Source organism: Pseudomonas fluorescens (assembly GCF_000730425.1).
Taxonomy (GTDB): domain Bacteria; phylum Pseudomonadota; class Gammaproteobacteria; order Pseudomonadales; family Pseudomonadaceae; genus Aquipseudomonas; species Aquipseudomonas fluorescens_X.
In genome coordinates, this window is the sequence record NZ_CP008896.1 from 3,363,012 (window position 1) to 3,388,906 (window position 25,895).

At 61.4% G+C, this 25,895-nt stretch carries 22 protein-coding genes; 12 read left to right on the forward strand and 10 right to left on the reverse strand.

Annotation, left to right across the window (positions count from 1 at the left end; translation table 11 throughout):
- Window positions 1–77 precede the first annotated feature (77 nt).
- Window positions 78–1,373, forward strand: a complete 1,296-nt coding sequence (gene gbcA, locus HZ99_RS15040; RefSeq protein WP_038443966.1) for a glycine-betaine demethylase subunit GbcA — start codon at window positions 78–80, stop codon at window positions 1,371–1,373.
- A 782-nt stretch (window positions 1,374–2,155) separates the two neighbouring features.
- On the opposite strand, the gene HZ99_RS15045 is transcribed toward gbcA, so the two are convergent.
- The 6 genes from HZ99_RS15045 to HZ99_RS15070 form a co-directional block, all read right to left on the reverse strand.
- On the reverse strand, window positions 2,156–2,926 hold the full coding sequence (locus HZ99_RS15045; protein WP_038443968.1) for an electron transfer flavoprotein subunit beta: 771 nt from the start codon (window positions 2,924–2,926) through the stop codon (window positions 2,156–2,158).
- Between the two features lie 15 nt (window positions 2,927–2,941).
- Window positions 2,942–4,162: an electron transfer flavoprotein subunit alpha/FixB family protein gene (locus HZ99_RS15050; protein ID WP_038443970.1), complete on the reverse strand. Its 1,221-nt coding sequence runs from the start codon at window positions 4,160–4,162 to the stop codon at window positions 2,942–2,944.
- Window positions 4,162–6,105 (reverse strand): dimethylglycine demethylation protein DgcB, encoded by a 1,944-nt coding sequence (gene dgcB / locus HZ99_RS15055; protein ID WP_038443971.1) that lies wholly within the window; start codon window positions 6,103–6,105, stop codon window positions 4,162–4,164. Before dgcB ends, HZ99_RS15050 begins: the two co-directional genes overlap by 1 nt.
- A gap of 155 nt (window positions 6,106–6,260) precedes the next feature.
- Complete coding sequence (dgcA, locus tag HZ99_RS15060) at window positions 6,261–8,321, reverse strand: dimethylglycine demethylation protein DgcA (RefSeq protein ID WP_038443972.1); 2,061 nt, start codon at window positions 8,319–8,321, stop codon at window positions 6,261–6,263.
- 15 nt (window positions 8,322–8,336) lie between these two features.
- Window positions 8,337–8,867, reverse strand: coding sequence for a DUF5943 domain-containing protein (locus tag HZ99_RS15065; protein WP_038443974.1), 531 nt, complete (start codon window positions 8,865–8,867; stop codon window positions 8,337–8,339).
- A 68-nt stretch (window positions 8,868–8,935) separates the two neighbouring features.
- Window positions 8,936–9,913, reverse strand: a complete 978-nt coding sequence (locus HZ99_RS15070) for a dipeptidase (RefSeq protein WP_038443982.1) — start codon at window positions 9,911–9,913, stop codon at window positions 8,936–8,938.
- A 220-nt stretch (window positions 9,914–10,133) separates the two neighbouring features.
- Here HZ99_RS15070 and HZ99_RS15075 point away from each other — a divergent pair, with 220 nt between their 5' ends.
- Window positions 10,134–10,535, forward strand: a complete 402-nt coding sequence (locus HZ99_RS15075) for a lysozyme inhibitor LprI family protein (RefSeq protein WP_038443984.1) — start codon at window positions 10,134–10,136, stop codon at window positions 10,533–10,535.
- Between the two features lie 42 nt (window positions 10,536–10,577).
- A complete protein-coding gene (locus tag HZ99_RS15080; protein WP_038443986.1) occupies window positions 10,578–10,985 on the forward strand; it encodes a DUF3010 family protein in 408 nt (135 codons plus the stop codon).
- 126 nt (window positions 10,986–11,111) lie between these two features.
- Here HZ99_RS15080 and HZ99_RS15085 read toward each other — a convergent pair whose 3' ends face one another.
- On the reverse strand, window positions 11,112–12,047 hold the full coding sequence (locus HZ99_RS15085) for a GlxA family transcriptional regulator (protein ID WP_038443988.1): 936 nt from the start codon (window positions 12,045–12,047) through the stop codon (window positions 11,112–11,114).
- Window positions 12,048–12,240: 193 nt separating this feature from the next.
- Here HZ99_RS15085 and HZ99_RS15090 point away from each other — a divergent pair, with 193 nt between their 5' ends.
- From HZ99_RS15090 to HZ99_RS15110, 5 genes are all read left to right on the forward strand, one after another.
- Window positions 12,241–13,179 (forward strand): choline ABC transporter substrate-binding protein, encoded by a 939-nt coding sequence (locus tag HZ99_RS15090; RefSeq protein WP_038443990.1) that lies wholly within the window; start codon window positions 12,241–12,243, stop codon window positions 13,177–13,179.
- 74 nt (window positions 13,180–13,253) lie between these two features.
- Complete coding sequence (locus HZ99_RS15095; protein WP_038443992.1) at window positions 13,254–14,141, forward strand: 3-keto-5-aminohexanoate cleavage protein; 888 nt, start codon at window positions 13,254–13,256, stop codon at window positions 14,139–14,141.
- Window positions 14,142–14,230: 89 nt separating this feature from the next.
- Window positions 14,231–15,196, forward strand: coding sequence for an L-carnitine dehydrogenase (locus HZ99_RS15100; protein ID WP_038443994.1), 966 nt, complete (start codon window positions 14,231–14,233; stop codon window positions 15,194–15,196).
- Window positions 15,197–15,300: 104 nt separating this feature from the next.
- Complete coding sequence (locus HZ99_RS15105; protein ID WP_038443996.1) at window positions 15,301–15,774, forward strand: thioesterase family protein; 474 nt, start codon at window positions 15,301–15,303, stop codon at window positions 15,772–15,774.
- A gap of 248 nt (window positions 15,775–16,022) precedes the next feature.
- The gene (locus HZ99_RS15110; protein WP_038443997.1) at window positions 16,023–16,286 is read left to right on the forward strand and encodes a hypothetical protein; all 264 of its coding nucleotides are present in this window, start codon (window positions 16,023–16,025) and stop codon (window positions 16,284–16,286) included.
- Between the two features lie 106 nt (window positions 16,287–16,392).
- Here the strand turns inward: HZ99_RS15110 and HZ99_RS15115 are convergent, their stop codons facing one another.
- Window positions 16,393–17,496 (reverse strand): GlxA family transcriptional regulator, encoded by a 1,104-nt coding sequence (locus tag HZ99_RS15115; protein ID WP_029300670.1) that lies wholly within the window; start codon window positions 17,494–17,496, stop codon window positions 16,393–16,395.
- Between the two features lie 497 nt (window positions 17,497–17,993).
- Complete coding sequence (locus HZ99_RS15120; protein WP_038443999.1) at window positions 17,994–19,370, reverse strand: L-serine ammonia-lyase; 1,377 nt, start codon at window positions 19,368–19,370, stop codon at window positions 17,994–17,996.
- Window positions 19,371–19,787: 417 nt separating this feature from the next.
- On the opposite strand from HZ99_RS15120, the gene HZ99_RS15125 reads away from it, so the two are divergent.
- From HZ99_RS15125 to choV, 3 genes are all read left to right on the forward strand, one after another.
- Window positions 19,788–20,735: a choline ABC transporter substrate-binding protein gene (locus HZ99_RS15125; protein WP_038444000.1), complete on the forward strand. Its 948-nt coding sequence runs from the start codon at window positions 19,788–19,790 to the stop codon at window positions 20,733–20,735.
- Between the two features lie 67 nt (window positions 20,736–20,802).
- Window positions 20,803–21,648 carry a choline ABC transporter permease subunit gene (choW, locus tag HZ99_RS15130; protein ID WP_032858679.1) on the forward strand — a complete coding sequence of 282 codons (846 nt, stop codon included), beginning with the start codon at window positions 20,803–20,805 and terminating at the stop codon, window positions 21,646–21,648.
- Window positions 21,645–22,823, forward strand: coding sequence for a choline ABC transporter ATP-binding protein (gene choV / locus HZ99_RS15135; RefSeq protein ID WP_038444003.1), 1,179 nt, complete (start codon window positions 21,645–21,647; stop codon window positions 22,821–22,823). Before choW ends, choV begins: the two co-directional genes overlap by 4 nt.
- Before the next feature lie 156 nt (window positions 22,824–22,979).
- On the opposite strand, the gene HZ99_RS15140 is transcribed toward choV, so the two are convergent.
- Entirely contained in the window at window positions 22,980–24,917 is a 1,938-nt protein-coding gene (locus HZ99_RS15140) for a BCCT family transporter (RefSeq protein WP_235205600.1), read from the reverse strand.
- 378 nt (window positions 24,918–25,295) lie between these two features.
- On the opposite strand from HZ99_RS15140, the gene betI reads away from it, so the two are divergent.
- A complete protein-coding gene (betI, locus tag HZ99_RS15145; protein WP_038444007.1) occupies window positions 25,296–25,889 on the forward strand; it encodes a transcriptional regulator BetI in 594 nt (197 codons plus the stop codon).
- The last annotated feature ends 6 nt before the right edge of the window (window positions 25,890–25,895 follow it).

The window sequence follows — 25,895 nt, forward strand, 5'->3', positions numbered from 1 at the left end:
CGCTTTCTTTACGCCTTGCTGCAAACCTGATTAGCCACTTATCGCGGCCACACAGAATGGCCTTGAGGACACACACGATGGACGTCACCGCAACCTTGAGCTTGGGCGATCCGCTGGAACCCGCACGCAAGGCCACCGCGCAAATGCTGCAAGAGCGCGAGCGCACTTTTTCGCTGCCCCAGCCGTTTTACTCTGACCAGCGGCTGTTCGATATCGACATGCAGGAGATCTTCCAGAAGGAATGGTTGATCGCCGGCATGACCTGCGAAATCCCCACCAAGGGCAACTACCTGACCCTGCAGATCGGCAAGAACCCGATCATCGTGATCCGCGGCGCCGAAGGCGTGGTGCATGCCTTCCACAACGTCTGCCGCCATCGCGGTTCGCGCTTGTGCACCAGCGACAAGGGCAAGGTCGCCAAACTGGTCTGCCATTACCACCAGTGGACCTACGAACTGGATGGGCGCCTGCTGTTCGCCGGTACCGAGATGGGCGCCGACTTCGACATGAAGCAGTACGGCCTCAAACCGGTGAACGTCAAGACCGCCGGCGGCTACATCTTCATCAGCCTGGCGCAGAACCCGCCGGCCATCGATGACTTTTTGTCGACGCTCAACCACTACATGGAACCCTACGACATGGAGAACACCAAGGTGGCGATCCAGACCACCTTGTTTGAAAAAGCCAACTGGAAACTGGTGCTGGAAAACAACCGCGAGTGCTACCACTGCAATGCCTCGCACCCCGAGCTGTTGAAAACCCTGCTGGAATGGGATGACGTCACCGACCCACGGGCCGACCAGGCCTTCAAAGACCACGTCGCCGCGTCCGCCGCGGCCTGGGACGCCGAGAAAATCCCTTACGCCCACGCCAGCTTCGGCCTGCGCAACCGCATCGTGCGCATGCCGCTGCTCAAGGGCACCGTGTCCATGACCCTGGATGGCAAGCAGGGCTGCAAGAAACTGATGGGCCGGATCAAGAACCCCGACCTGGGCTCGATGCGCATCCTGCACCTGCCCCATTCGTGGAACCACTGCATGGGCGACCACATTATTGTGTTTACCGTGTGGCCGATCAGCGCCCAGGAAACCATGGTCACCACCAAGTGGCTGGTACACAAGGACGCGGTGGAAGGTGAGGACTACGATGTCGAACGCATGCGCCAGGTGTGGGACGCCACCAACGACCAGGACCGCCGCCTGGCCGAAGAGAACCAGCGCGGGATCAACTCCACCGCTTACCAGCCAGGGCCGTACTCCAAGACCTATGAGTTTGGCGTGGTGAACTTTGTGGACTGGTACAGCGAACGCATGCTCAACAACCTGGGAGCAGCCCCGGCCCCGTACCTCAAGGGAATTGCCGCACACGAGTAACTGACACAACAGAGATCAAACTGTGGGAGCGGCGGTGCGACTTGCTCGATGGCGGTGGATCAGCCACCGAATACATCGACTGACATGCCGCCATCGCGAGCAAGCCCGCTCCCACATTGGGGTCCTCATCTGGTCAAAAATTGAGCACAGGGCTGCCAGCCCCCTGGAACCCTGCCCTGCAGCCATCCCCCAACAACTTATCCACAAACCCACCCACAGCAATTGTGGGCAACTGCCCTCTTCCCTCGAAATAAAACCAAGAAAATCCGTGACTTATTCAAAGCAACGGGTTTTATCCAGAACTGATCATTTTTTGATCGAAAGCGCGTAAGCCACGTTCTATAAGGCCTGTAGCGGAACGCAAACACCTTATCCACAGAAGCGCCAACAGACTTTGGGGGCAACTTTGGCCTATCTGTGGAAAACCGTCTGTAACCGAGCAAAATCGAGGCTTTGCGTGGCGATTCAAGCGGAAACGGCCATATTGATCATATTTCAACCAACCCACTGCACACCTTTATTTATAAGGCCTGTAGCGGGTAGCGAACATCTTATCCACAGAAGCACCAACAGACTTTGGGGGCAACTCGGGGCCGGAGTTTTTCCTTATCCACAGAAAAAGCCCATTAAAAACCGTCGCTTAGGTTGGTTGTTTTTCATACAGAAGGCTACAACGCCTGATTTACATGGGGTGTGGACAGCCGCAAACAGGTTATCCACAGGCGGCACCACAGGCATTGTGAGTAAAACAGCAGGCACCGGCTTGCCGGCGTCCTACAGGGTTAGCGCATCACACCTTCTTCGATTAGCAGTTTGAGAATGGCTTCGGCGCCCGCCTCGGGGCTGAGGCCCTTGAGCACCTGGCCACCGCCGCCGCTGGCCTTGGCCGTGGCGGCTTTCATGCGGTCGGCGCCGCTCTTGGCCTTGATCACTTTGAGGCGCTTGGGCCGGGGCTTGGCCGGTTGCAGCACGGCGCCTGTGTATAACTGATCGTCCACCACCTGCACGTCGTGCGCCTGCAATACGCCACGCTGGGCCGGGCCGTAGGCGCTTTGCCGAGGCTTCGGCCCGGCGTTATCCACCGTGGCCAGGAACGGCAGGCGCACCTTCAGGCGCCGCCGCTGACCACGGGGCAAGGCTTGCAGCACATGGGCCACGCCGCTGTCGATGGACTCTACCTGGGCCAGGCCGACAACCAGCGGCCAGCCCAGTTGCTCGGCCAGCAGGAAGGGCAACATGCCCGAGCCTTCGCCGGTTTCTGCCTGGCTGCCGGTGAGCACCACCTGGACGCCGGCGTCCCGCAGGTAGTCACCCAGCACCGGCAACGCATCGGCGCCGGCCGGCTGCTCCAGTACGTGCAACTGCGCCAACCCCATGCCCAGGTAGGCGCGCAGGGTCGGTTCGGCGATGTCGCCGGCATGCAGCACTTGCAGGCTATCCCCAGCCAGTTGCAGCCCCAGCTCGACGGCGCGGGCATCCTGTTCGGCACGGCGTGGCCGGCCAGAGGTCGGGTGGGCGCCTATGGAGACCAGGCTGATTACATGGGTCGTCATGGCCATATCCTTTGCTTAAGCCGCATCGCGCTTGGCGCCACTGCGGTGGGCCTGGACCGCAACGATCAAGGCCCGGAGAATGTCGCCGCTGTCGCCGATTACCGACAGGTCGGCGCGCTTGATCATGTCGCAACCCGGGTCCAGGTTGATCGCCACCACCTTGTCGCAGGCACCGATGCCTTGCAGGTGCTGGATCGCTCCCGAGATCCCGACCGCCACATACACCCGTGCGGTGACCCAGATACCACTGGCGCCCACCTGCCGGTCACGGGCCATGAAGCCATCGTCCACGGCCACCCGCGACGCACCCTCGGTGGCGCCCAGGGCGGCGGCAGTCTGGTGAAACAGGTCCCAGTCCTTGACCCCGTTGCCGCCAGAGAAAATAAACTCCGCTTCGGCCATGGGAATTGCCCCAGGATCCACCGCCACGGCGCCCAGATCCTCGATACGCGGCAAGCTGCGCGCCAGGGCTGTGGATAACTCCATCGGCAACACTTCATGACGCGTCTCGCTGACGGGATCGGCGCATTCCACCGCAGCCAGGATCAGCCGTGGCAACGCTCGCACCAGGTCTTCCTGGCCTGCACCGGCACGGCCAATGCATTCGTTGCCCTTGATCTGCCACACCCGGGTTGCCGGGCGCTCCTTGAGGCTTGCGGCAAAGCGGCGCCCCAGTTCACCACCGCCGCTGCGGCTGTCGGGCAACAGCCAATGACGCGGGTTGAACTGGTTATCCACAGCCCGCAGGCCATGGACCCGTTGTTCCGGCGAGTAGCCGTCGAATTCATGGCCGTCCAGCACCAGCAGGCGGTCGACGCCGGCCGTGTCGAAGGCGCTTTCCTTATGCTCGCCAAACACCACCGCCAGCACCGCACCGTCGCTGCCGGCCAGTTGCCGCGCCAGGCCCAGCAGGTCGCGGTCGTGGCTGCTCAGGCGACCGCCGACCATATCCGGCACCACGTTGATGTAGAACGCAGGCGCAGGCACCTGATACAGCGGCAACTGCACCTGCACCGCTGCCGTGCGCTTGGTGGCACCACCCTGCTGGGCGCCGCTGCGGTCGATACGCTTGATGCCGTTGGGGCCGATAAAACCAATGCCATGCACATTCTTACGAATGATGCCGTTAGGCCCCATCCAACTGTGCTGCTCCGGTTGCATCGCCGCGTGCAGCGGGTGCAGGCGGTTGCGGGCAATCCATTCGGCCCGTGGGTCGCGGCGGATAATGTCGCTCATCAGTGCACCTCCGCAGGTTCACGGGAATTCGGGGTCTTGGCCGGTGCAGGCTCTTCGAGCAAGGCATCCGCCACCAGCTCGGCAATGTCCTTGATCAACGGGCGTGGCTCGACCACCCCTTCGAGCATCGCCGTGCACTGTGGACAACCCACGGCCACCAGCTCGGCGCCGGTCTCGCGGATGTCTTCCATGCGCATGTCGGGAATGCGCTGCTTGCCGGGAATATCGGTGATCGGCGCGCCGCCACCGCCGCCGCAGCAACGGGAGCGAAAACCCGAACGCTGCATTTCCTTGACCTCGATCCCCAGCGCCCGCAGTACTTGGCGCGGGGCCTCGTACTCGCCGTTGTAACGGCCCAGGTAACACGGGTCGTGGTAGGTCACGCTGTTGCCTTTGTGCTGGCCCAGGTTCAGCGCGCCGGCGTCGATCAACTCGGCCATGTAGGTACTGTGGTGCTGCACCGGGTAGTTGCCGCCGAAGGCGCCGTATTCGTTTTTCAGCACATGGAAGCTATGGGGATCGCAGGTGACGATGCGCCTGAAACTGTACTTGGCCAGGGTCTGGATATTGCGCGCGGCCAGCACCTGGAAAGTCGCCTCATCGCCCAGGCGCCGGGCCACGTCGCCGCTGTCGCGCTCCTCCAGGCCCAGCACGGCGAAGTCGACCTTGGCCGCCTTCAGCACTTTGACGAAGGCGCGCAAGGTGCGCTGGTTGCGCATGTCGAAAGCGCCGTCGCCGACCCAGAACAGCACATCGGTGGTTTGCTTGTCGCCGAGCAACGGCAGGTTCAAGTCCGCCGCCCAGTTCATCCGCCCGCCCGGGGCAAACCCGCCGGGGTTGTCGGTGGCGATCAGGTTCTCCAGGACTTGCGCCCCGTTGTTCGGCGTCGCGCCTTTTTCCAGGGTCAGGTGGCGGCGCATATCGACGATGGCGTCCACGTGCTCGATCATCATCGGGCACTCTTCGACACAGGCGCGGCAGGTGGTGCACGACCACAAGGTCTCGGCGTCCACCAGACCGTTGACGATCGGTTGATGCGGGTTGCCGCTGTGCTCGCCAATGGCCTTGCCCGGATACGGGCTGCCGGCAAACTTGGCATCGGTGCCGCCGGCCAGGCCGACCACCATGTCCTGGATCAGCTTTTTCGGGTTCAGCGGCTGGCCGGCGGCGAATGCCGGGCACGCCGCCTCGCACTTGCCGCACTGCACGCAGGCGTCGAAACCGAGCAACTGGTTCCAGGTGAAGTCCTTGGGTTTCTCCACGCCCAGGGGCGCGCTTTTATCGCTCAGGTCCAACGGTTTCAAGCCGGTAGAACGCCCCCCGCCAAAGCGTTCGGCACGGCGGTGCCAGGCCAGGTGCAGGGCACCGGCAAAGGCGTGTTTCATCGGCCCGCCCCAGGCCATGCCAAAGAACATCTCCGACACGCCCCACAGCACGCCCACCCCCAGCAGTGCAGCCAGCAACCAGCCACCGAAGTCGGCGGGCAGGATCCCGGCCACCGGCAAAGTCAGCACAAAGAAGCTCACCGAGAACGCCATCAGGCTTTTCGGCAGGCGCATCCACGGGCCTTTGGACAGGCGCGAGGGTGGGTTGCGCCGGCGCAGATAGACAAAAATGGCGCCGACAAACATCAGCACCGAAGCCAGCAGCAAGGCGTAGCCGAGGAGACGGTGATGCAGGCCGAAACCGTGCACCAGGATCGCCAGCAACGCCGACAGCACAAAGCCCAGGGCAGTGGCGACGTGGGTGTTGGCGATGTATTTGTCGCGGGCGACCACATGGTGCAGGTCGACCATATAGCGCTTGGGCATGGCCAGCAGGCCGCCCAGCAGGTCGACCTTGGCCGCACGCCCACGGCGCCACATGTTCACCCGGCGCAAAGCGCCGAGGACAGCGAGGCCCAGGGCTGCAAACAGGAGAATCGGAAGAAGGGTGTTCAACATGGTGAAGCTCCCAAAGACCACACAGCTCTAATGTGGGAGCGGGCTTGCTCGCGAAGGCGGTGCATCAGCCACTGGATGTATCGACTGACACACCGCTTTCGCGAGCAAGCCCGCTCCCACATTTTTGACCGAGTCCACATTGGTTCGGTGTTGGGTCAGAAATCCTTGCACAAGCGCAGGGCGTCATAGATCGCAGCGTGGGTATTGCGCTGGGCCACACAGTCACCAATGCGAAACAGCAAGTACCCTTCCCCCAGCTCGCTCAGGCAGGGTTGTGGCTTGATTGCGAACAGCGCTTCCACATCCATCTGGCCCTTGTTGCGCGCCCCTGGCTTGAGGGCGTAGTAGATTGCTTCATCCGGGCGCACGCCGTTCTCCACCACCACCTGGTCCACCACCCGCTCTTCCTTGGCGCCGGTGTATTCGTTCTCCAGCACCGCCACCAACTTGTCGCCCTCGCGGTAGACCTTTTCCAGCATCATGTCGCCGGTCATGATCACTTCCTTGGGGTACATGCTGCGGTAGTAGGTCGGGAACGAGGTACCGCCGATGGCCACGCCTGGCTTGATGTCGTCGGTGACGATTTCCACCTGGCTGCCTTTGTCGGCCAGGAAGTCGGCCACTGACATGCCGGTGAATTCGCAGATGGTGTCGTACACCAGCACGTTCTTGCCAGGCGCCACCTTGCCGTCGAGCACATCCCAGCTGCTGACCACCAGGCCTTCTGCCGCGCCCCAGTGTTCGTTCTGCTCAAGGAACGGATGCCCCCCCACCGCCAGCACCACCACATCGGGACGCAGGTCGAGAATGGTCTCGGCATCCGCCGCCACGCCCAGGCGCAGATCGACGTTGAGCCGCGCCAGTTCCAGCTGGAACCAACGGGTGATGCCGGCGATCTGGTCGCGCTGCGGGGCCTTGGACGCCGTGGTGATCTGCCCGCCGATAAAGTCTTTTTTCTCGAACAGGGTCACGTCGTGGCCGCGCTCGGCGGCCACCCGCGCCGCTTCCATGCCGGCAGGCCCTGCGCCGACCACCACCACCTTGCGCTTGGGCCCGGTGGATTTTTCGATGATGTGCGGCACGCCCATGTATTCCCGGGAGGTCGCGGCGTTCTGGATGCACAGTACATCCAGGCCCTGGTACTGGCGGTCGATGCAATAGTTGGCGCCGACGCACTGCTTGATCTGGTCGATCTGGCCCATTTTGATCTTGGCGATCAGGTGCGGGTCGGCCATGTGCGCGCGGGTCATGCCGACCATGTCCACATAGCCGCCTTCGAGAATGCGCGTGGCCTGGTTCGGGTCCTTGATGTTCTGCGCATGCAGCACCGGGGACTTGACCACTTCCTTGATCCCGGCCGCCAGGTGCAGGAACGGCTCCGGTGGATAACTCATGTTGGGGATCACGTTGGCCAGGGTGTTGTGGGTGTCGCACCCCGAGCCGACCACGCCGATAAAGTCGAGCATGCCGGTATCGTCGTAGTACTTGGCGATCTGTTTCATGTCCTCGTGGGACAGGCCGTCCGGGTGGAACTCATCCCCGCACAAACGGATACCCACGCAAAAATCCGGACCGACTTCTGCACGCACGGCTTTGAGCACTTCCAGGCCGAAACGCATGCGGTTTTCAAAGCTGCCGCCCCACTCATCGGTGCGCTTGTTGACTCGCGGGCTCCAGAACTGATCGATCATGTGCTGGTGCACTGCCGACAGTTCCACGCCATCCAGGCCACCGGCCTTGGCCCGGCCTGCGGCGCTGGCGTAGTTGCCGATCACCCGCCAGATTTCTTCCGGCTCGATGGTCTTGCAGGTGGCGCGGTGTACCGGTTCACGCACGCCGGAGGGCGACATCAGGGTCGGCCAGTTGAAGCCGTCCCAACGCGAGCGCCGGCCCATGTGGGTAATCTGGATCATGATCTTGGCACCATGTTTGTGCATGGCATCGGCCAGGTTCTGGAAGTGCGGGATGATGCGGTCGGTGGACAGGTTGACCGAACTCCACCACTCCTGCGGACTGTCGATCGCCACCACCGAAGAACCGCCACAGATCGCCAGGCCAATACCGCCCTTGGCTTTCTCTTCGTAGTACTTCACATAACGCTCGGTGGTCATCCCGCCGTCGGTGGCATACACCTCGGCGTGGGCGGTACTGAGCACGCGGTTGCGAATGGTCAGTTTGCCGATCTGGATCGGCGCAAACATTGCTTCGAAAGCCATGGCACGGTCCTCGGCTTACAACGGCTTGACGGTGAACAAGCCGTCGTCGTGGCCCTCTTCGGAGCCTCCGTAGACTTGTTCGGCCACCGTGCGCAGCTGGCTGCCACGGGCTTGCAGAATCTGGTCCATGGCACCGGCAAACCAGCCGGTGAACATGTAGTCCACCTTGCGCCCGACCTTGCCGTACACATAGACAAAGGCCGAGTGTTCGAGCTTGACGCTGGCGGTGCCCTTGTCGAGGTCGATGTCCTGGATCTTGAACAGGCCCCAACCGCGCTGCGACAACCGTTTCATGTAGTGCTCGAATACCGCGACGCCTTCCAGGCCGTGGCATTCGGCTTCTTTCTCACACCAGTGCCAGGCGGATTTGTAGCCGGCTTTGTAGAGGATTTGGGCATAGGCGTCAGCGCCCAGGACTTCTTCGATGCCCATGTGGTTGTTGACGAAGAAATGGCGCGGTACGTACAGCATCGGCAAGGCGTCGGAGGTCCAGACACCGGTTTCGCTGTCGACTTCGATAGGCAATTGCGGGGCGATCTTGGCCATGGAAACTCAACTCCGGAAAATTCTTGGTAATGACCCGGCACGAATGGCCGGGGAGAGAAAACGGTGGCTTATTCGCCCCAGACGTCTTTCAACACGTTGACCCAGTTCTCGCCCATGATCTTGCGCACCACGCGTTCGCTGTGGCCGCGCTTGAGCAGGGTTTCGGTCAGGTTGGGAAACTCGCCCACGGTGCGGATGCCCAGCGGGTTGATGATCTTGCCGAAACTGGTCAGGCGACGGGCGTAGCCCTTGTCATGGGTCAGCATCTCGAAGAAATCCTGGCCATGGCCCTGGGTAAAGTCGGTGCCGATGCCGATGGCGTCTTCGCCGACGATATTCATGGTGTACTCGATCGCTTCGGCGTAGTCGTCGATGGTCGAGTCGATGCCCTTGGCCAGGAACGGCGCAAACATGGTCACGCCGACAAAGCCGCCGTGGTCGGCAATGAATTTGAGTTCTTCATCGGACTTGTTGCGCGGGTGCTCTTTGAGGCCAGACGGCAGGCAGTGGGAGTAGCACACCGGTTTCTTCGATTCGAGGATGACTTCTTCGCTGGTCTTGGAGCCAACGTGGGACAGGTCGCACATGATGCCGACGCGGTTCATCTCGCCCACGATCTCGCGCCCGAAGCCCGACAACCCGCCGTCGCGCTCGTAGCAGCCGGTGCCGACCAGGTTCTGGGTGTTGTAGCACATCTGCACCACGCCCACGCCGAGCTGCTTGAAGATCTCGACATAGCCGAGCTGGTCTTCAAAGGCATGGGCATTCTGGAAGCCGAAGATAATGCCGGTCTTGCCCTGCTCCTTGGCGCGGAGGATGTCGGCGGTGGTTTTCACCGGGATCACCAGGTCGCTGTTCTCACGGATCAAGGTCTGGCTGGCCACAATGTTATTGATGGTGGCCTGGAAGCCTTCCCACACCGACACCGTGCAGTTGGCGGCCGTCAGGCCACCCTTGCGCATGTCCTCGAACAGGTCGCGGTTCCACTTGGCAATGATCAGCCCGTCGATAACGATGCTATCGGCGTGCAGTTCGGCTGGGCTCATCAGGCGTCCCCTTATTGGTGATTCATGCGCCGAATCGTCTGCCGGCGCTTTGGGGCCAGCATATGCCCAGGGGCCGACGGAGCCGGGTGCAAAAACGACAGGGGAATTGCCGAAAGCGTCAATCCACGACAAAGGGTGCAGGGACACGTCTGTCCTGCATCTGTTCTTTGGCCTACGCTTGAGCCAGAATTCGACCCATCCACTGATATGAGAAGGCGCAATGAAACCGATTTTCCTGGCGTTGGCACTCCTCGCCACCGGCGTCCACGCCGCCGAAGACACCGACAGCACCCCGTGTGATGGCATCGAAAACGACAAACAGACCCTGGAATGCGCCTCCTACAACAAAACCACCGCCGAAGAGCTGCTCAAGGATAACTACCAGGGCCTGCTGGAACGCATGGCCACTACCTACGCCAGCAACAAGGCGCAGTTGGCGGACATCACCGCTCGCCTGAAGGATGCCCAGCAGAAGTGGGAAAAACTGCGCGATGCCGACTGTGCGGTGGACACCTTCCCGGCGGTGACCGGCACCAAGGCCTACGCCATTGCGCAGAATGACTGCCTGGCGCGGATGAGTGATGAGCGATCGGAGTTTTTGGAGTCGATTGGCCAGGAATAAGCGAGAATCGCGCCCACCCTCTCCCCAGAAACAAGGCCACCCATGACTATCTGCGGTATCGAAATCAAAGGCAGCGAAGCCATCATCGCCGTTGCCGCCCTGGACCTGGCCCACGTTGCCCTGGCCACCAAGAAAATCGCCCTTGAAGACGACGACGACGCGGCCAATGTCAAAGCCTTCGCTGCTCAGGTGAGCAGCTTTGTGCGCGACAACGGCATCACCCGTATCGCGATCAAGAAGCGCAGCAAGAAAGGCGAATTCGCCGGCGGCCCGACCACGTTCAAGATTGAAGGCGTACTGCAGTTGTTGGACGGCGTTGAAGTGACGCTGCTGTCGCCGCAGACCATCAATGCCCAGCACAAGAAGCACAACTTCGAACTGCCGGCGACGCTGAACAAGTACCAGCATGAAGCCTTCAAGGCAGCATGTTCGGCCCTGCTGAAAAAGTAAGCCACACAAAAATCCAATGTGGGAGCGGGCTTGCTCGCGAATGCGGTGTATCAGTCAACATCTTAATTGACTGACCCACCGCATTCGCGAGCAAGCCCGCTCCCACATTTTGTGTCGGCGTATGCCTCACCGTCGCCGATCCTCCCGCGGGCACTTGGCAAACCGTGCCCTGTAGCTCCTGGTGAAATACGACGGTGACTCGAACCCGCAGGCAATGCTCACTTCCAGCACGCTCATGCCGCTCTGGCGCAGCAGTTTGCGGGCTTTTTCCAGGCGCAGGCCGAGGTAGAAGGTGCTCGGGGTGTCGTTCAGGTGCAGGCGGAACAGGCGCTCCAGCTGGCGTCGTGTGACCTTGATCATCTGCGCCAGCACCAGGGTGCTCAAGGGCGGCTCGGTGTGGAGTTCCATCTCGCCAATCACCCGCACCAGCTTCGGGTTGTTGATGCCATAGCGCGTGGCGATCTGCATGCGCTGGTGGTCTTTGCGCGGGCGGATGCGGCCCAGCACGAATTGTTCGGAGACCTGGATCGCCAGTTCCGGGCCGTGGGCCTGGCTGATCAGGTCGAGCATCAGGTCAATGGAGGCGGTGCCGCCGGCGCAGGTGATGCGCCGACGGTCGATCTCGAACAGCTCCTGGGTCACGGCCAGTGCGGGATAGGACTCCTTGAAGGCATCGATGGCTTCCCAGTGCAGGGTCAGGCGGTAACCGTCGAGCAGGCCGGCCTGGGCCAGGACGAAGCTGCCGGTGTCGATGGCGCCGAGGGTCACGCCGTCATGATCGAGGCGACGCAGCCAGTGCTCCAGGGCCGGCGTGGCAAACTCCAGTGGCTCGAAGCCGGCCACCACCAGCAGGGTCGCATCTTTTTCCAGAGGTTCCAGCCCCGCGTCGGCGTTCACCGACATACCATTGCTCGCCAGCACCGCACCGCCGTCCGCGCTCAGTACGTGCCAGCGATACAACTCGCCGCGAAAACGGTTGGCCACGCGCAGTGGTTCGATGGCCGAGATAAAGCCGATGGCCGAGAACCCTGGCATCAGCAAAAAGTAGAAATCCTGGGACATGGTGCGCACTCGTGGGACGGGTAGCGTGGTCACTGTGATACGCCAGTTCAATCGCCCATTCAAGGGTCCAGGTCGCTGCAGTGCAAGAGCGGGTCGCCGCCGTGCGTTTTATCGCCCGGCAAGCTGCGTAACGTGGCTGCACGGTGCACAAAGACACCGGCCTCCACAATAACGACCTGCCGAGGGATCCATCATGAACCGACTGATCAGCCGCTGCGTGCTCGCCGTCAGCGCCGTCTTGAGCACCAGCCTGTGGGCCGCCGATGCCCCTTCCTGTAAAAACGTGCGCATGGGCGTGGTGAACTGGACCGACGTGATCGCCACCAGCGCCATGGCCCAGGTGCTGCTCGACGGTCTCGGCTACAGCACCAAACAAACCAGCGCCTCCCAGCAAATCATCTTCTCCGGCATTCGCGACCAGCGCCTGGACTTGTTCCTCGGCTACTGGAACCCGCTGATGACCCAGACCATCACCCCGTTTGTCGAGGCCGGGCAAGTGAAAGTCCTCGACACACCCAGCCTCCAGGACGCCCGTGCGACCCTCGCGGTGCCGACCTACCTGGCTGACAAGGGCCTGAAAACCTTCGCCGACATTGCCAAGTTCCAGAAAGAGCTGGGCGGCAAGATCTACGGCATCGAACCCGGTTCGGGGGCCAATATCCAGATCAAGGCGATGATCACCAAGAACCAGTTCGGCCTGGGCAAGTTCCAACTGGTGGAGTCCAGCGAGGCCGGCATGCTCGCCGCCGTGGACCGCGCCGTGCGGCGCAAGGAAGCCGTGGTGTTCTTCGGCTGGGCCCCGCACCCGATGAACGTCAATGTGCAGATGACCTACTTGTCCGGCAGCGAGGATGCCCTGGGCCCCAACGAAGGCATGGCCACCGTCTGGACCGTCACCACACCGACCTACGCCGAGCAATGCCCGAATGTGCATAAGCTGCTGACCAACCTGACCTTCACCGCCGCCGACGAGAGCCGGATGATGCAGCCGCTGCTGGAGCACAAGGATGCGCTCGAGTCAGCCAGGCAATGGCTCAAGGATCACCCCCAGGACCAGCAGCGCTGGCTGGAAGGCGTGACCACGTTCGACGGCAAGCCGGCTGCCGCCCATCTGCAATTGACCCGCAAATAACCTGTCCCGAATCACCGTTTCGCGGCCAACAAAGACCGCGAACGGCACTACCACGCCTGTGAGGAACCTGCCCCATGAACCACGACGTCATCATCACCTGCGCACTCACCGGTGCTGGCGACACGACCGCCAGAAGCCCGCACGTGCCGGTCACCCCCAAGCAAATCGCCGCGGCGGCGGTAGAAGCCGCCAAAGCCGGCGCCACCGTGGTGCATTGCCATGTGCGCGACCCCCACACCGGCAAGTTCAGCCGCGACGTGGCGCTGTACCGCGAAGTGATGGAGCGCATCCGCGAAGCGGATATCGACATCATCGTCAACCTCACCGCCGGCATGGGCGGCGACCTGGAAATCGGCGGCGGCGAGCACCCCATGGCGTTCGGCCCCAACACCGACCTGGTCGGCCCGCTGACCCGCCTGGCCCACGTCGAAGCGCTGCTGCCGGAAATCTGCACCCTGGACTGCGGCACCCTGAACTTCGGCGATGGCGACACCATTTACGTCTCCACCCCGGCCCAGTTGCGGGCGGGTGCCAAGCGCATCCAGGAGCTGGGTGTAAAGGCCGAGCTGGAGATTTTCGATACCGGCCACCTGTGGTTCGCCAAGCAGATGATCAAGGAAGGCCTGCTCGACAACCCGCTGTTCCAACTGTGCCTGGGTATCCCCTGGGGCGCGCCGGCCGACACCACCACCATGAAAGCCATGGTCGACAACCTGCCTGCTGATGTGGTGTGGGCCGGCTTTGGGATTGGGCGCATGCAAATGCCGATGGCGGCGCAAGCGGTGCTGCTGGGCGGCAATGTGCGGGTCGGCCTGGAAGACAATTTGTGGTTGGACAAGGGCGTGCTGGCGACCAATGGGCAGTTGGTGGAACGGGCCGGAGAAATCCTCAGCCGCCTGGGTGCCCGGGTTCTGACCCCGGCAGAAGGCCGCATAAAAATGGGCCTGACCAAACGCGGCTGACCGACTCAACCCTGTAGGAGCTGGCTTGCCAGCTCCCACAATGAGCCCTTTTAGCACTGAGAATTACCGAACTTCTTTAGGACACCATCATGCGCTTTATCACCGAAATCAAAACCTTCGCCGCCCTGGGCAGCGGTGTCATCGGCAGTGGCTGGGTGGCCCGCGCCCTCGCCCACGGTCTGGATGTGGTGGCCTGGGACCCCGCGCCCGGCGCCGAAGCCGCCCTGCGCAAACGCGTCGCCAACGCCTGGGCCGCCCTGGAAAAACAGGGCCTGGCGCCAGGCGCCTCCCAGGAGCGCCTGCGGTTTGTCGCGACCATCGAAGAATGTGTGCAAGACGCCGATTTCATCCAGGAAAGCGCCCCCGAACGCCTGGAGCTGAAGCTGGCGCTGCACAGCAAAATCAGCGCGGCGGCCAAGCCCGATGCGCTGATCGGCTCCAGCACTTCAGGGCTCTTGCCCAGTGAATTTTATGAAGGCTCCACGCACCCGGAACGCTGCGTGGTTGGCCACCCATTCAACCCGGTGTACCTGCTGCCGCTAGTGGAAGTCGTGGGCGGCAAACACAGCGCACCCGAAGCGATCCAGGCGGCCATCAAAGTCTACGAGTCCCTCGGCATGCGGCCGCTGCATGTGCGCAAGGAAGTGCCGGGGTTTATCGCCGACCGCTTGCTCGAAGCGCTGTGGCGCGAGGCGTTGCACCTGGTCAACGATGGTGTCGCGACCACCGGTGAGATCGACGATGCGATCCGCTTTGGCGCCGGCCTGCGCTGGTCGTTCATGGGCACGTTCCTCACCTACACCCTGGCCGGCGGCGATGCCGGGATGCGGCATTTCATGGCGCAATTCGGCCCGGCACTGCAACTGCCCTGGACCTACCTGCCGGCACCGGAACTGACGGACAAACTGATTGACGATGTGGTCGATGGCACCCGAGAGCAGTTGGGCAGCCATAGCATTTCGGCGCTGGAGCGCTATCGTGATGATTGCCTGCTGGCGGTGCTGGAGGCGGTGAAAACCACCAAGGCCAAACACGGCATGAGCTTCACCGAATAACCTGTAGGAGCGGCTTGCCGGCGATGACGGTGTTGGATTCACCATCGCTATCGCCGGCAAGCCGGCTCCTACAGTTGGCTGAGTACAGATGTGGAATTTATGAAATGCCTACGCTGACCACCTACACCACGAAAATCATCCCCGACTGGGTCGATTACAACGGCCACCTGCGCGATGCGTTCTACCTGCTGATTTTCAGCTACGCCACCGATGCCTTGATGGACACCCTGGGCCTGGACAGCGACCACCGCGAAGCCAGCGGCCATTCGCTGTTCACCCTGGAGCTGCATCTCAATTACCTGCACGAAGTAAAACTGGGCGCCGAGGTCGAAGTGCACACCCAGTTGATCGCCCATGACACCAAGCGCCTGCATCTCTATCACAGCCTGCACCTGGTCGGCGAAGCACGGGAACTGGCGGGCAATGAGCAGATGCTGCTGCATGTCGACCTCGCCGGGCCACGCTCGGCACCGTTCAGCGAGGCGGTTGCCCAGCGCCTGGCAACACTCAGCACCGGGCAGGCAGACCTGCCCAGGCCGGCCTTGCTCGGTCGCGTCATCGGCCTGCCGGTCAAATAAAAAAAGCCCCGATCAAGCCGTGACAGGATCGGGGCAGAGTGCTTTGTGTGAGCGGGCGGGCCGAGGGTGACCAAACCTTCAGGCTGCTTGCTTGAACCTAAGTGTGCCTGCAACCCCCTTCGGTAACTGGCTCGAAAACGACCTGTTCATAGTCGTTCCAGCCATTGCGGCATTCAGCCCTTGCCGACCCGCTGATGGCCCACCAGAATCGAACCTGATCGAACGCTCCCCTAACCAGGATGAACATCATGATGCACGCGGATTTGATTGATCAGGATGACCTGCTGAGCCAACTGCGCTCCCTGGGTTTCGAGGTGTCCAGCGGCGCCACCGCCGAGCAGGCTTGTGAGTGCGCGGTACGCGGTTTGAGTGACGCACGGGCCAAGGCGCTCAAGGGCATGGTCGAGCAGATGTACACCAGCAGCGCAACGATTCTGCCGGCGGTGCGCCAGGCGATCGATAAGCAGTTGTTGCCGGCCCTGGTGCAGTTCAAGCAGAACTCCGGCGCCTGATACACCGCATTCGCGAGCAAGCCCGCTCCCACATTTGACTGCATTTCAAAGGTGGAACTCGGTCAAATGTGGGAGCGGGCTTGCTCGCGAATACAGACGCCTCGGTCTACAGCCTTACACTGGCAAACGTCGACTCGTTGCGCGCCTGGCTCAACGCCGACATCGGCCCGGCCAACGGTGACAACACCAGCGCCTGCGGAATCGGCATCATCGCCACCTGCTGGGTGGTGTTGGAGCCTACGCGCTCATCCCGCGGCGGGATGCCGAAGTATTCGCGGTAGCACTTGGAGAAATGCGGCGTGGACACAAACCCGCACACCGAGGCCACTTCGATGATCGACATCGGCGTTTGCTTGAGCAACTGCCGGGCGCGGATCAGGCGCAGCTTGAGGTAGTAGCGCGACGGCGAACAGTGCAGGTATTTCTGGAACAGCCGCTCCAACTGGCGCCGCGACACCGCCACATACACCGCCAGCTCATCGAGGTCGATCGGCTCTTCGAGGTTGGCCTCCATCAGCGCGACGATTTCCTGCAGCTTCGGCTGGTTGGTGCCCAGCATATGCTTGAGCGGCACGCGCTGGTGATCCTGTTCATTGCGGATACGTTCGTACACAAACATCTCGGAAATCGCCGCCGACAGTTCACGGCCGTGGTCGCGGCTGATCAGGTGCAACATCATGTCCAGCGGCGCGGTGCCACCGGAACTGGTGAAGCGATTGCGGTCGAGGGTGAACAGGCGCGTGCTCATCGACACCCGCGGGAAGGCTTCCTGCATCGATGCCAGGCATTCCCAGTGCACGCTGCAATCAAACCCGTCGAGCAGGCCGGCGCAGGCCAGGGCCCAACTGCCGGTGCACACCGCGCCGAGACGGCGCGACTGGCGCGCCTGGCTTTGCAGCCACGACACATGTTCGCGAGTCACGGTGCGCTGGATACCCACGCCGCCGCAGACAATCACAGTGTCCAGGGCCGGGGCTTTGTGCATGGAGCAGTCGGGGGTGATCTGCAGGCCATCACTGGCCCATACCTGGTTGCCGTCGACGCTCAGGGTGGTCCAGCGATACAGCTCACGACCGGACAGCTGGTTGGCCATGCGCAGCGGCTCCACGGCGGACGCCAGGGAAATCAGTGTGAAATTGTCCAGCAGCAAAAAGCCGATGGATTGAGGCGCACGGTTCTGGGGCTGGGCCCCGGAGTTGAACGACGTCATCGCGGTATCTCCTCACACAAAGCGGGTGATGGCCTCAGGCGAGGCTCTTGTTATTGCACTCTTCGTCCGTCAGGAGAGAGGCTTTGGATTGATAGAGCAAATGCCATGCCTAAAGTTGAATAGGCATTCAATAACTCCTGAAAACGACCTGCTGAGGTGTCTATATAAGCCCGCGCCCGACATAAGGATATGACCCGGCAAAAGCCTGCGCCCAGGGTCTGTGAGCAGATCGGTAGCACTTGTGGGAAGGCGCTTTCCGGGCGTAGGAAAAGTGTGTCACCACACGCACAGGTGACGGGTAACAGGAGGGAATATCGTTCGGACGCTACTTATCTGTTTGCGACGCGCTAAAAGGTGGCGTTTTTGGTGTGGGTGTTCACTTTATGAGCAGCGGTGTTTGAACTACCGCCATCGCGGGCGAGCCCGCTCCCACATTTTGATCTGCCAATACATTCAAATGTGGGCACTGGCTTGCCTGCGATAGCGCTATCACCGGTTCAACACTCGACAGCGCTCACCGCCAGCCCACCCCGCGATGTCTCTTTGTACTTGTCATGCATATCCGCACCCGTATCGCGCATGGTGCGGATCACCCGGTCCAGGGAGATAAAGTGCTGGCCATCACCGCGCAAGGCCATCTGCGCCGCATTGATCGCCTTGACCGCCGCAATCGCGTTGCGCTCGATGCATGGCACTTGCACCAGGCCGCCTACCGGGTCGCAGGTCAGGCCAAGGTTATGCTCCAGGCCGATTTCGGCCGCGTTGCACACCTGCTCGGGGCTGGCGCCAAGAATCTCCGCCAACCCTGCTGCCGCCATGGCGCACGCCGAACCGACTTCGCCCTGGCATCCCACCTCGGCACCGGAGATCGAAGCGTTCTTCTTGCACAGGATGCCGATGGCCGCCGCGCCGAGGAAGTAATCCACCACATTGGCTTCGGTGACTTGCTCGCTGAACTTCATAAAGTAGTGCAACACCGCCGGGATGATCCCCGCTGCGCCATTGGTCGGGGCCGTGACCATACGCCCACCGGCCGCGTTTTCTTCGTTGACGGCCAGGGCGAACAGGTTGACCCACTCCATGGCGCTCAAGGTCGAGCCGATCACATTGGGTTTGCCCAACTCCTGCAGGCTGCGGTGCAACTTGGCGGCGCGACGACGCACATTCAGGCCGCCGGGCAGGATGCCTTCGTGCTTGAGGCCCTGCTCGACACAGTCCTGCATGGCGCGCCAGAGTTTCATCAGGCCGCTGCGGATTTCTTCATCGGAGCGCCAGACCTTTTCGTTGGCCAGCATCAATTGCGCGACGCGCAGGTTATGGGTCTTGCACAACTGCAATAACTCCACTGCGCTGGAAAAATCATAGGGCAGTTCGGTGCGATCCATATCGGCCACGCCGCTGCGCGCCTGGGCTTCATCCACCACAAAGCCGCCACCCACCGAATAGTAGGTATCGCGATGCAACTCGGTCTGGGCGCCGTAGACCACCAGGGTCATGGCATTGGGATGGAACGGCAGGTTTTCGTCGATCAGGCGCATGTCCCGCGACCATACAAATGGCACCGGCACGCGGTTGTCCAGCAGCAGGGTCTGCGTCTCGCGCAGGGCCTCGATGCGCGGGCCGATCTGCGACGGGTCAATCGCATCTGGCCACTCGCCCATCAGCCCCATGATCACCGCGTTGTCGCTGCCATGGCCGATACCGGTGGCCGACAACGAGCCATAGAGCTGCACTTCGACGCGCCGCACCTGTTCCACAAGAGCACGTTCACGCAAGCCCTGGACGAACAACGCCGCAGCGCGCATGGGGCCGACGGTGTGGGAGCTGGACGGCCCGATGCCAATCTTGAACAGGTCGAAAACACTGATAGCCATTGCCGCGAAACTCCTCGATGAGCACAGGTCAGGCGCGTCACAGCTGCTACGCTCAAATCGCCCAGATGGCCGCATCATCAAGCTTTCGTTGCGCCGTCCGGCGTCTCACACCGACATACCCATGCTCACCAGCGTCGTCCCCGTGCAATGGGGTGTAATCGCCGTTTTCTGCGGTGCAGATCGAGAAAAAGTGCAGTTTTGCCTATGGAAAAACCTGTAAGCGACCTCACCGACACTGGATACGACCATCCCTGTACTGGATACGACCCACCCTGTAGGCGTCAGATTTTCACTGGTACATGATCAGTCTCGACTCGTTTGCAAGGCACCAAGGCTGCACGTCGCTCGCACGTCCCAACTGCAACACCTAATAAGCGCGGTCAAGCACCGCCGGAAAAACACCAGGAGTCCAAACCCATGAAAGGTTCCCCCCCGTTGTTGTTGGCCGCCATGCTGAGTCTTCCCTTTGCGGCCCATGCTGCTGATCCGCAGCAGTGCAGCACCGTCAACTTCTCCGATGTCGGCTGGACCGACATCACCGTCACGACCGCCACCACCAGCGAAATCCTCAAGGGCCTGGGCTACAAGCCCCGCACCACGATGATTTCCGTGCCCGTGACCTACAAGTCCCTGGCTGACGGCAAGAACATGGATATCTTCCTCGGCAACTGGATGCCGACCATGGAAAACGACATCAAGCAGTACCGTGATGCCGGCACCGTGGAAACCGTGCGCGCCAACCTGGAAAACGCCAAGTACACCCTGGCGGTGCCACAAGCGCTGTATGACAAGGGCCTGAAGGACTTCGCCGACATCGTCAAATTCAAGAACGAGCTGGGCGGCAAGATTTATGGCATCGAACCGGGCAACGACGGCAACCGCACTATCCAGAGCGTGATCGACAAGAATCAGTTCGGCTTGAAGGACGCCGGCTTCAAGGTGGTCGAGTCCAGCGAAGCCGGGATGCTCTCGCAGGTGGAGCGCGCCACCAAGCGCGGGCAGGCCATTGTGTTCCTCGGCTGGGAACCGCACCCGATGAACACTCGCTTCAAGCTCAAGTACCTGACCGGCGGTGACGATTCATTCGGCCCCAACTACGGCCAGGCCACCATCTACACCAACACCCGCAAGGGCTACGTGCAGGAATGCAGCAACGTTGGCCAACTGTTGAAAAACCTGTCGTTCACCCTGGACATGGAAAGCACCCTGATGGGTAACGTCCTCGACGACAAGATGAAACCCGATGCCGCGGCCAAGGCCTGGCTGAAGAAGAACCCGCAAGTACTCGACACCTGGCTCGCCGGTGTCACCACCCTTGATGGCAAGCCAGGACTGGAGGCTGTGAAAGCCTACCTCGACAAGTAACCGCTGACCCTGGGCCGGCGTGCCGGCCCGGGATGTTTTCCCTCTTCGCATGTGGACATTCACTACCATGCTGACTGAACAGAAAATCCCCCTAGGCCAGTACATCGCTGCCTTCGTCGAATGGTTGACGCAGAACGGCGCCGATTATTTCGACGCGATCGCATCGACACTGGAAACGATGATCCACGGCGTGACGTTTGCGCTGACCTGGTTCAATCCGCTGGCATTGATCGGTCTGATTGCGCTGCTTGCTCACTACATCCAACGTAAATGGGGACTGACTGTCTTTGTCATCGCTTCTTTCCTGCTGATCCTCAACCTGGGGTACTGGCAGGAAACCATGGAAACCCTGGCCCAGGTGCTGTTCGCCACCCTGGTCTGCGTGGTGATCGGCGTGCCGCTGGGCATTGTTGCCGCGCACAAACCGATGTTCTACACGATGATGCGGCCGGTGCTCGATCTGATGCAGACCGTGCCAACCTTCGTCTACCTCATCCCGACCCTGACCCTCTTCGGGCTGGGTGTGGTACCCGGCCTGATCTCCACGGTGGTGTTCGCGATTGCCGCGCCGATCCGCCTGACCTACCTGGGCATCCGCGATGTACCGCAAGAGCTGATGGACGCCGGCAAGGCCTTTGGCTGCTCGCGCCGCCAGTTGCTCTCGCGCATCGAACTGCCCCACGCCATGCCGAGCATTGCTGCCGGTATTACCCAATGCATCATGCTGTCGTTGTCGATGGTGGTGATCGCAGCCCTGGTGGGCGCCGACGGCCTCGGCAAACCCGTGGTCAACGCGCTGAACACCGCCGACATTGCCCTGGGCTTTGAAGCGGGCCTGGCAATTGTGCTGCTGGCCATCATGCTCGACCGTATCTGCAAACAACCCGACGCCAAAGTAGGGGGTGATGCATGAGCATTATCCGATTCGACAATGTTGATGTGATCTTCTCCAAAGACCCACGCGCAGCCCTCAAGCTGCTGGACGAGGGGATGCACCGCAACGAAATCCTGAAAAAGACCGGGCAGATTGTCGGTGTGGAAAAGGCCAGCCTGGATATCGAGAAAGGCGAGATCTGCGTGCTGATGGGCCTGTCCGGTTCCGGCAAATCGAGCCTGCTGCGCTGTATCAACGGCCTTAATACCGTGAGCCGTGGCCAGTTGTTTGTGGAGCATGAGGGGCGCCAGATCGACATCGCGTCCTGCACCCCGGCAGAGCTGAAAATGATGCGCACCAAGCGCATCGCCATGGTGTTCCAGAAGTTCGCCTTGATGCCTTGGCTGACCGTGCGCGAAAACATCAGCTTTGGCCTGGAGATGCAGGGCCGCCCCGAGAAAGAGCGGCGCAAGCTGGTGGACGAAAAGCTTGAGCTGGTGGGCCTGACCCAATGGCGCAACAAGAAGCCCGACGAGCTCTCGGGCGGCATGCAACAGCGCGTCGGCCTGGCCCGCGCCCTGGCGATGGACGCCGATATCCTGCTGATGGACGAACCTTTTTCCGCCCTCGACCCGCTGATCCGCCAGGGCCTGCAGGATGAGCTGCTGGAACTGCAACGCAAGCTGAGCAAGACCATCGTGTTCGTCAGCCACGACCTCGATGAGGCGCTCAAACTCGGCAGCCGTATCGCGATCATGAAAGACGGCAAGATCATCCAGTACAGCGTGCCGGAAGAAATTGTGCTGAACCCGGCGGATGACTATGTGCGCACCTTCGTCGCCCATACCAACCCGCTGAACGTGTTGTGCGGCCGCAGCCTGATGCGCACCCTGGACAACTGCAAGCGGGTCAACGGCTCGGTGTGCCTGGATCCGGGCGGCGACTCGTGGCTGGACCTGGCCGAAGGCAACACGATCCAGGGCGCACGACAAAATGGCGTGGCAATGAACCTGCAGAATTGGGCGCCGGGGCAAGCCGTGGAAGACCTGGGGCGGGTACCGACCTTGGTGGACTCCAATATCGGCATGCGCGATGCGTTGCAGATTCGCTACCAGACCGGCAACAAGCTGGTGCTGCACGACAACAACAAGGTGGTGGGGATCCTGGGGGACAGCGAGCTGTACCACGCCCTGCTGGGCAAGAACCTGGGCTAAAGACCCAACTGAAGAAACGGGGTCATTGTAGGAGCTGGCTTGCCAGCGATAGCGATGTTGGATTCACCACCGCTATCGCTGGCAAGCCAGCTCCTACATTTGACCGCATTGCCAGGTTTGAACAGGCGGTGTCAGTGACGACACCGCTGGCCTTTATCAGCTATAGACACGGCCAAGGAGTTGGCGATGGCTTTCAAACTGATCGAGCACATCCCGGGTGATCTGCTCCTGGGTGAAGCCCATCAGGTCGTATTCCTGGCCGCCGTTGTGCAGGTAGACCTCGGCGCGGTAGTAGCGCGCACGCTCCTCGTCTGCCTCGATCGACTCACTCGGCGCGGCCAGGTAACCATCCAGGCTCACCTCGTAGACAAACGGGTTGCCTTCCATCTCGATCCGCACGCCGATGCAACGCTTGGATTTACCCAGCAGCGTCTGCACATCCAGCCCTTGGGCGCGCAACGCCACGGCCGCTTCTTCCAGCGCCGGGGTGACTTTCTTGTCCATGAAACGTTGCACCACGGCCTGGCTCGGTTGCAGGTCCTGAGCCGTCAGGCGCTCGCTGAAACCACGACGACCGCGTTCGGCCAGTTGCGCCTGCTCCTGTTCGATCGCCACGTCCTGGCGCATGGCCTTGTGCAAACCGAACATAAAGAAGATCAGCACCACCGAGAACGGCAGGCCTGCCAGCACCACCATGGTCTGCATGGCTTCAAAGTTGCCGGCAAACAGCAAGCCGATGGTCACCAGGGTGATCACCGCCGACCAGAAGATCCGCAGCCAGTGCGGCGCATCCTCATCCACATTGCCGCCCTTGCAGGAAAGGTTGGCCATCATCACCGCGCCGGAATCCGCCGGCGTCAGGAACAGCACAAAGCCGACAAAGATCGACACGCCGATCACCACTTTCGACGCCGGGTAGTACTCCAACAACTGGTAGATCGCCATGGATGGCTGCTCCAGTGCGGTCTTGCCCAGTTCCACGGCACCATGGTTGAGCACCAGGTCCAGGGCCGAGTTACCGAAGATCGACAGCCACGCCAGGGTAAAGCCCAGCGGGATCAGCAGCACGCCCGCCACCAGTTCACGCACGGTACGGCCACGGGAAATACGCGCGATAAACATGCCCACGAACGGTGCCCAGGAAATCCACCAGGCCCAGTAGAACAGGGTCCACAGACCCATCCAGCGCTCGGATTTATCGCCGTCGCCTTCGTACACGTACAGGTCGAAGGTCTTGAGCACCAGGCCGTTCATGTAGTCGCCGATGTTCTGCACAAAGCCGTTGAGCAGGTGCAGGGTCGGGCCAAACAGCAGCACGAAAATCAGCAAGCCACTGAACAGCACGATGTTCAGGTTGGACAGGCGGCGAATGCCGTTCTCCACACCCGACACGGCGGCGATGGTCGCCACGGTGCTCATCACGATGATCACGATCAGCAGGTTGGTGTTGCTGTGTTCCATGCCGAACAGGTTTTCCAACCCCGACGACACCTGCATCGAACCAATCCCCAGGTTCGTCACCAGGCCCAGCAGGGTCACGAACATACCGAAGCCATCCACCGCGTGGCCGGCCGCGCCTTTTACCCAGCGCTCGCCCATCAAGGGGTACAACGCCGAACGCAGGGCCAGCGGCTGGTTATGCCGGTAGGCGAAGTACGCCACCGCCAGGCCGACCAGCGCATAGATCGCCCAGCCATGCAGGCCCCAGTGCAGGAAGGTCAACTGCAACGCCTGGCGCGCAGCCATATGGGTAGCGGGGGCGCCTTCAGGCGGGTTGAAGTAGTGATCCAGCGGCTCGGACGCGCCGAAGTACAGCAGCGAGATGCCGATGCCCGAGGAGAACAACATGCCGGCCCAGGCACCGTAGCTGAAGTCTGGCGTGTCGGCCTTGCTGCCCAGCTTCAATTTGCCGTAGGAGGAAAACGCCAGGCCCACCACAAACACCAGGTAGGCGGCGATGACCACCATGTAGTACCAGCCAAAGCTCTTCGAGAGCCAGGTCTGGGCGACTCCCAGCATTCTGCCGGCCTCTTGCGGGGCGATGATCAGAACGGCGGTCAACAACAGGATCAACGCGGTGGAGGTGTAGAACACCCAACCGTTGACCCGCACCTTTTCCGGTGGGGTCTTTATAAGAGAGGCAGAACTCATGGCACAGAGGCTCCGGGCAGTGCGAGAGAGGACACAAGGCAACGCGTGACCCGCGCCATCGATTTTTCGGCAGTCGACGGACGGGTGTTATAAAGACATCCCGAAAAACCCCGAACCCCAGCGACCCAGGGTCATGGGCGGTTTCAAGGGTTTTCGTGGATGTCAGATGCGCCTGTCTACATGTAGGAAACACCTGTAGGCAGCGACCATTTGTCGCAGATCTTATTCTTTGTTGATTGAACGTTCAATCAAAACAAAATAGACTGGCCCTCAAGCCGACGAACGTTTACGCCCGTCGGCAGGCCTAAGGAGAGGTGCTACATGCCCAAGGTCGGTATGCAACCCATACGCCGCCAGCAGTTGATCGAAGCCACATTGACGGCCATCGATCAGGTCGGGATGGGAGACGCCAGCATTGCGCTGATCGCCCGTCTGGCCGGCGTCTCGAACGGCATCATCAGTCACTACTTTCAGGACAAGAATGGCCTGATCGCGGCAACGATGCGGTACCTGATGAATGTGCTGATCGAGAACGTCCACGAACGTCGGCAGGCATTGAAGGAAGACAGCCCCCGGGCGCACCTTCAAGTGATTATTGGCGGCAACTTCGACGCCAGCCAGGTCAATGGCCCGGCAATGAAAACCTGGCTGGCCTTCTGGGCCACCAGCATGCACCACCCGTCTTTGCACAGGTTGCAGCGGATCAACGATCACCGCCTGTATTCCAACCTGTGCTGCCAGTTCCGCCGTGTGCTGCCGCTTGCCGAAGCACGCAGCGCAGCCCGAGGCCTGGCGGCCCTGATCGACGGTTTGTGGTTGCGCGGCGCCCTGTCGGGAGACGCTTTCGACACGGAGCAGGCGCAACGGATCGCTTACGAATACATGGATTTCCAATTGGCCAAGCAGGTGAGTTAGAGCACA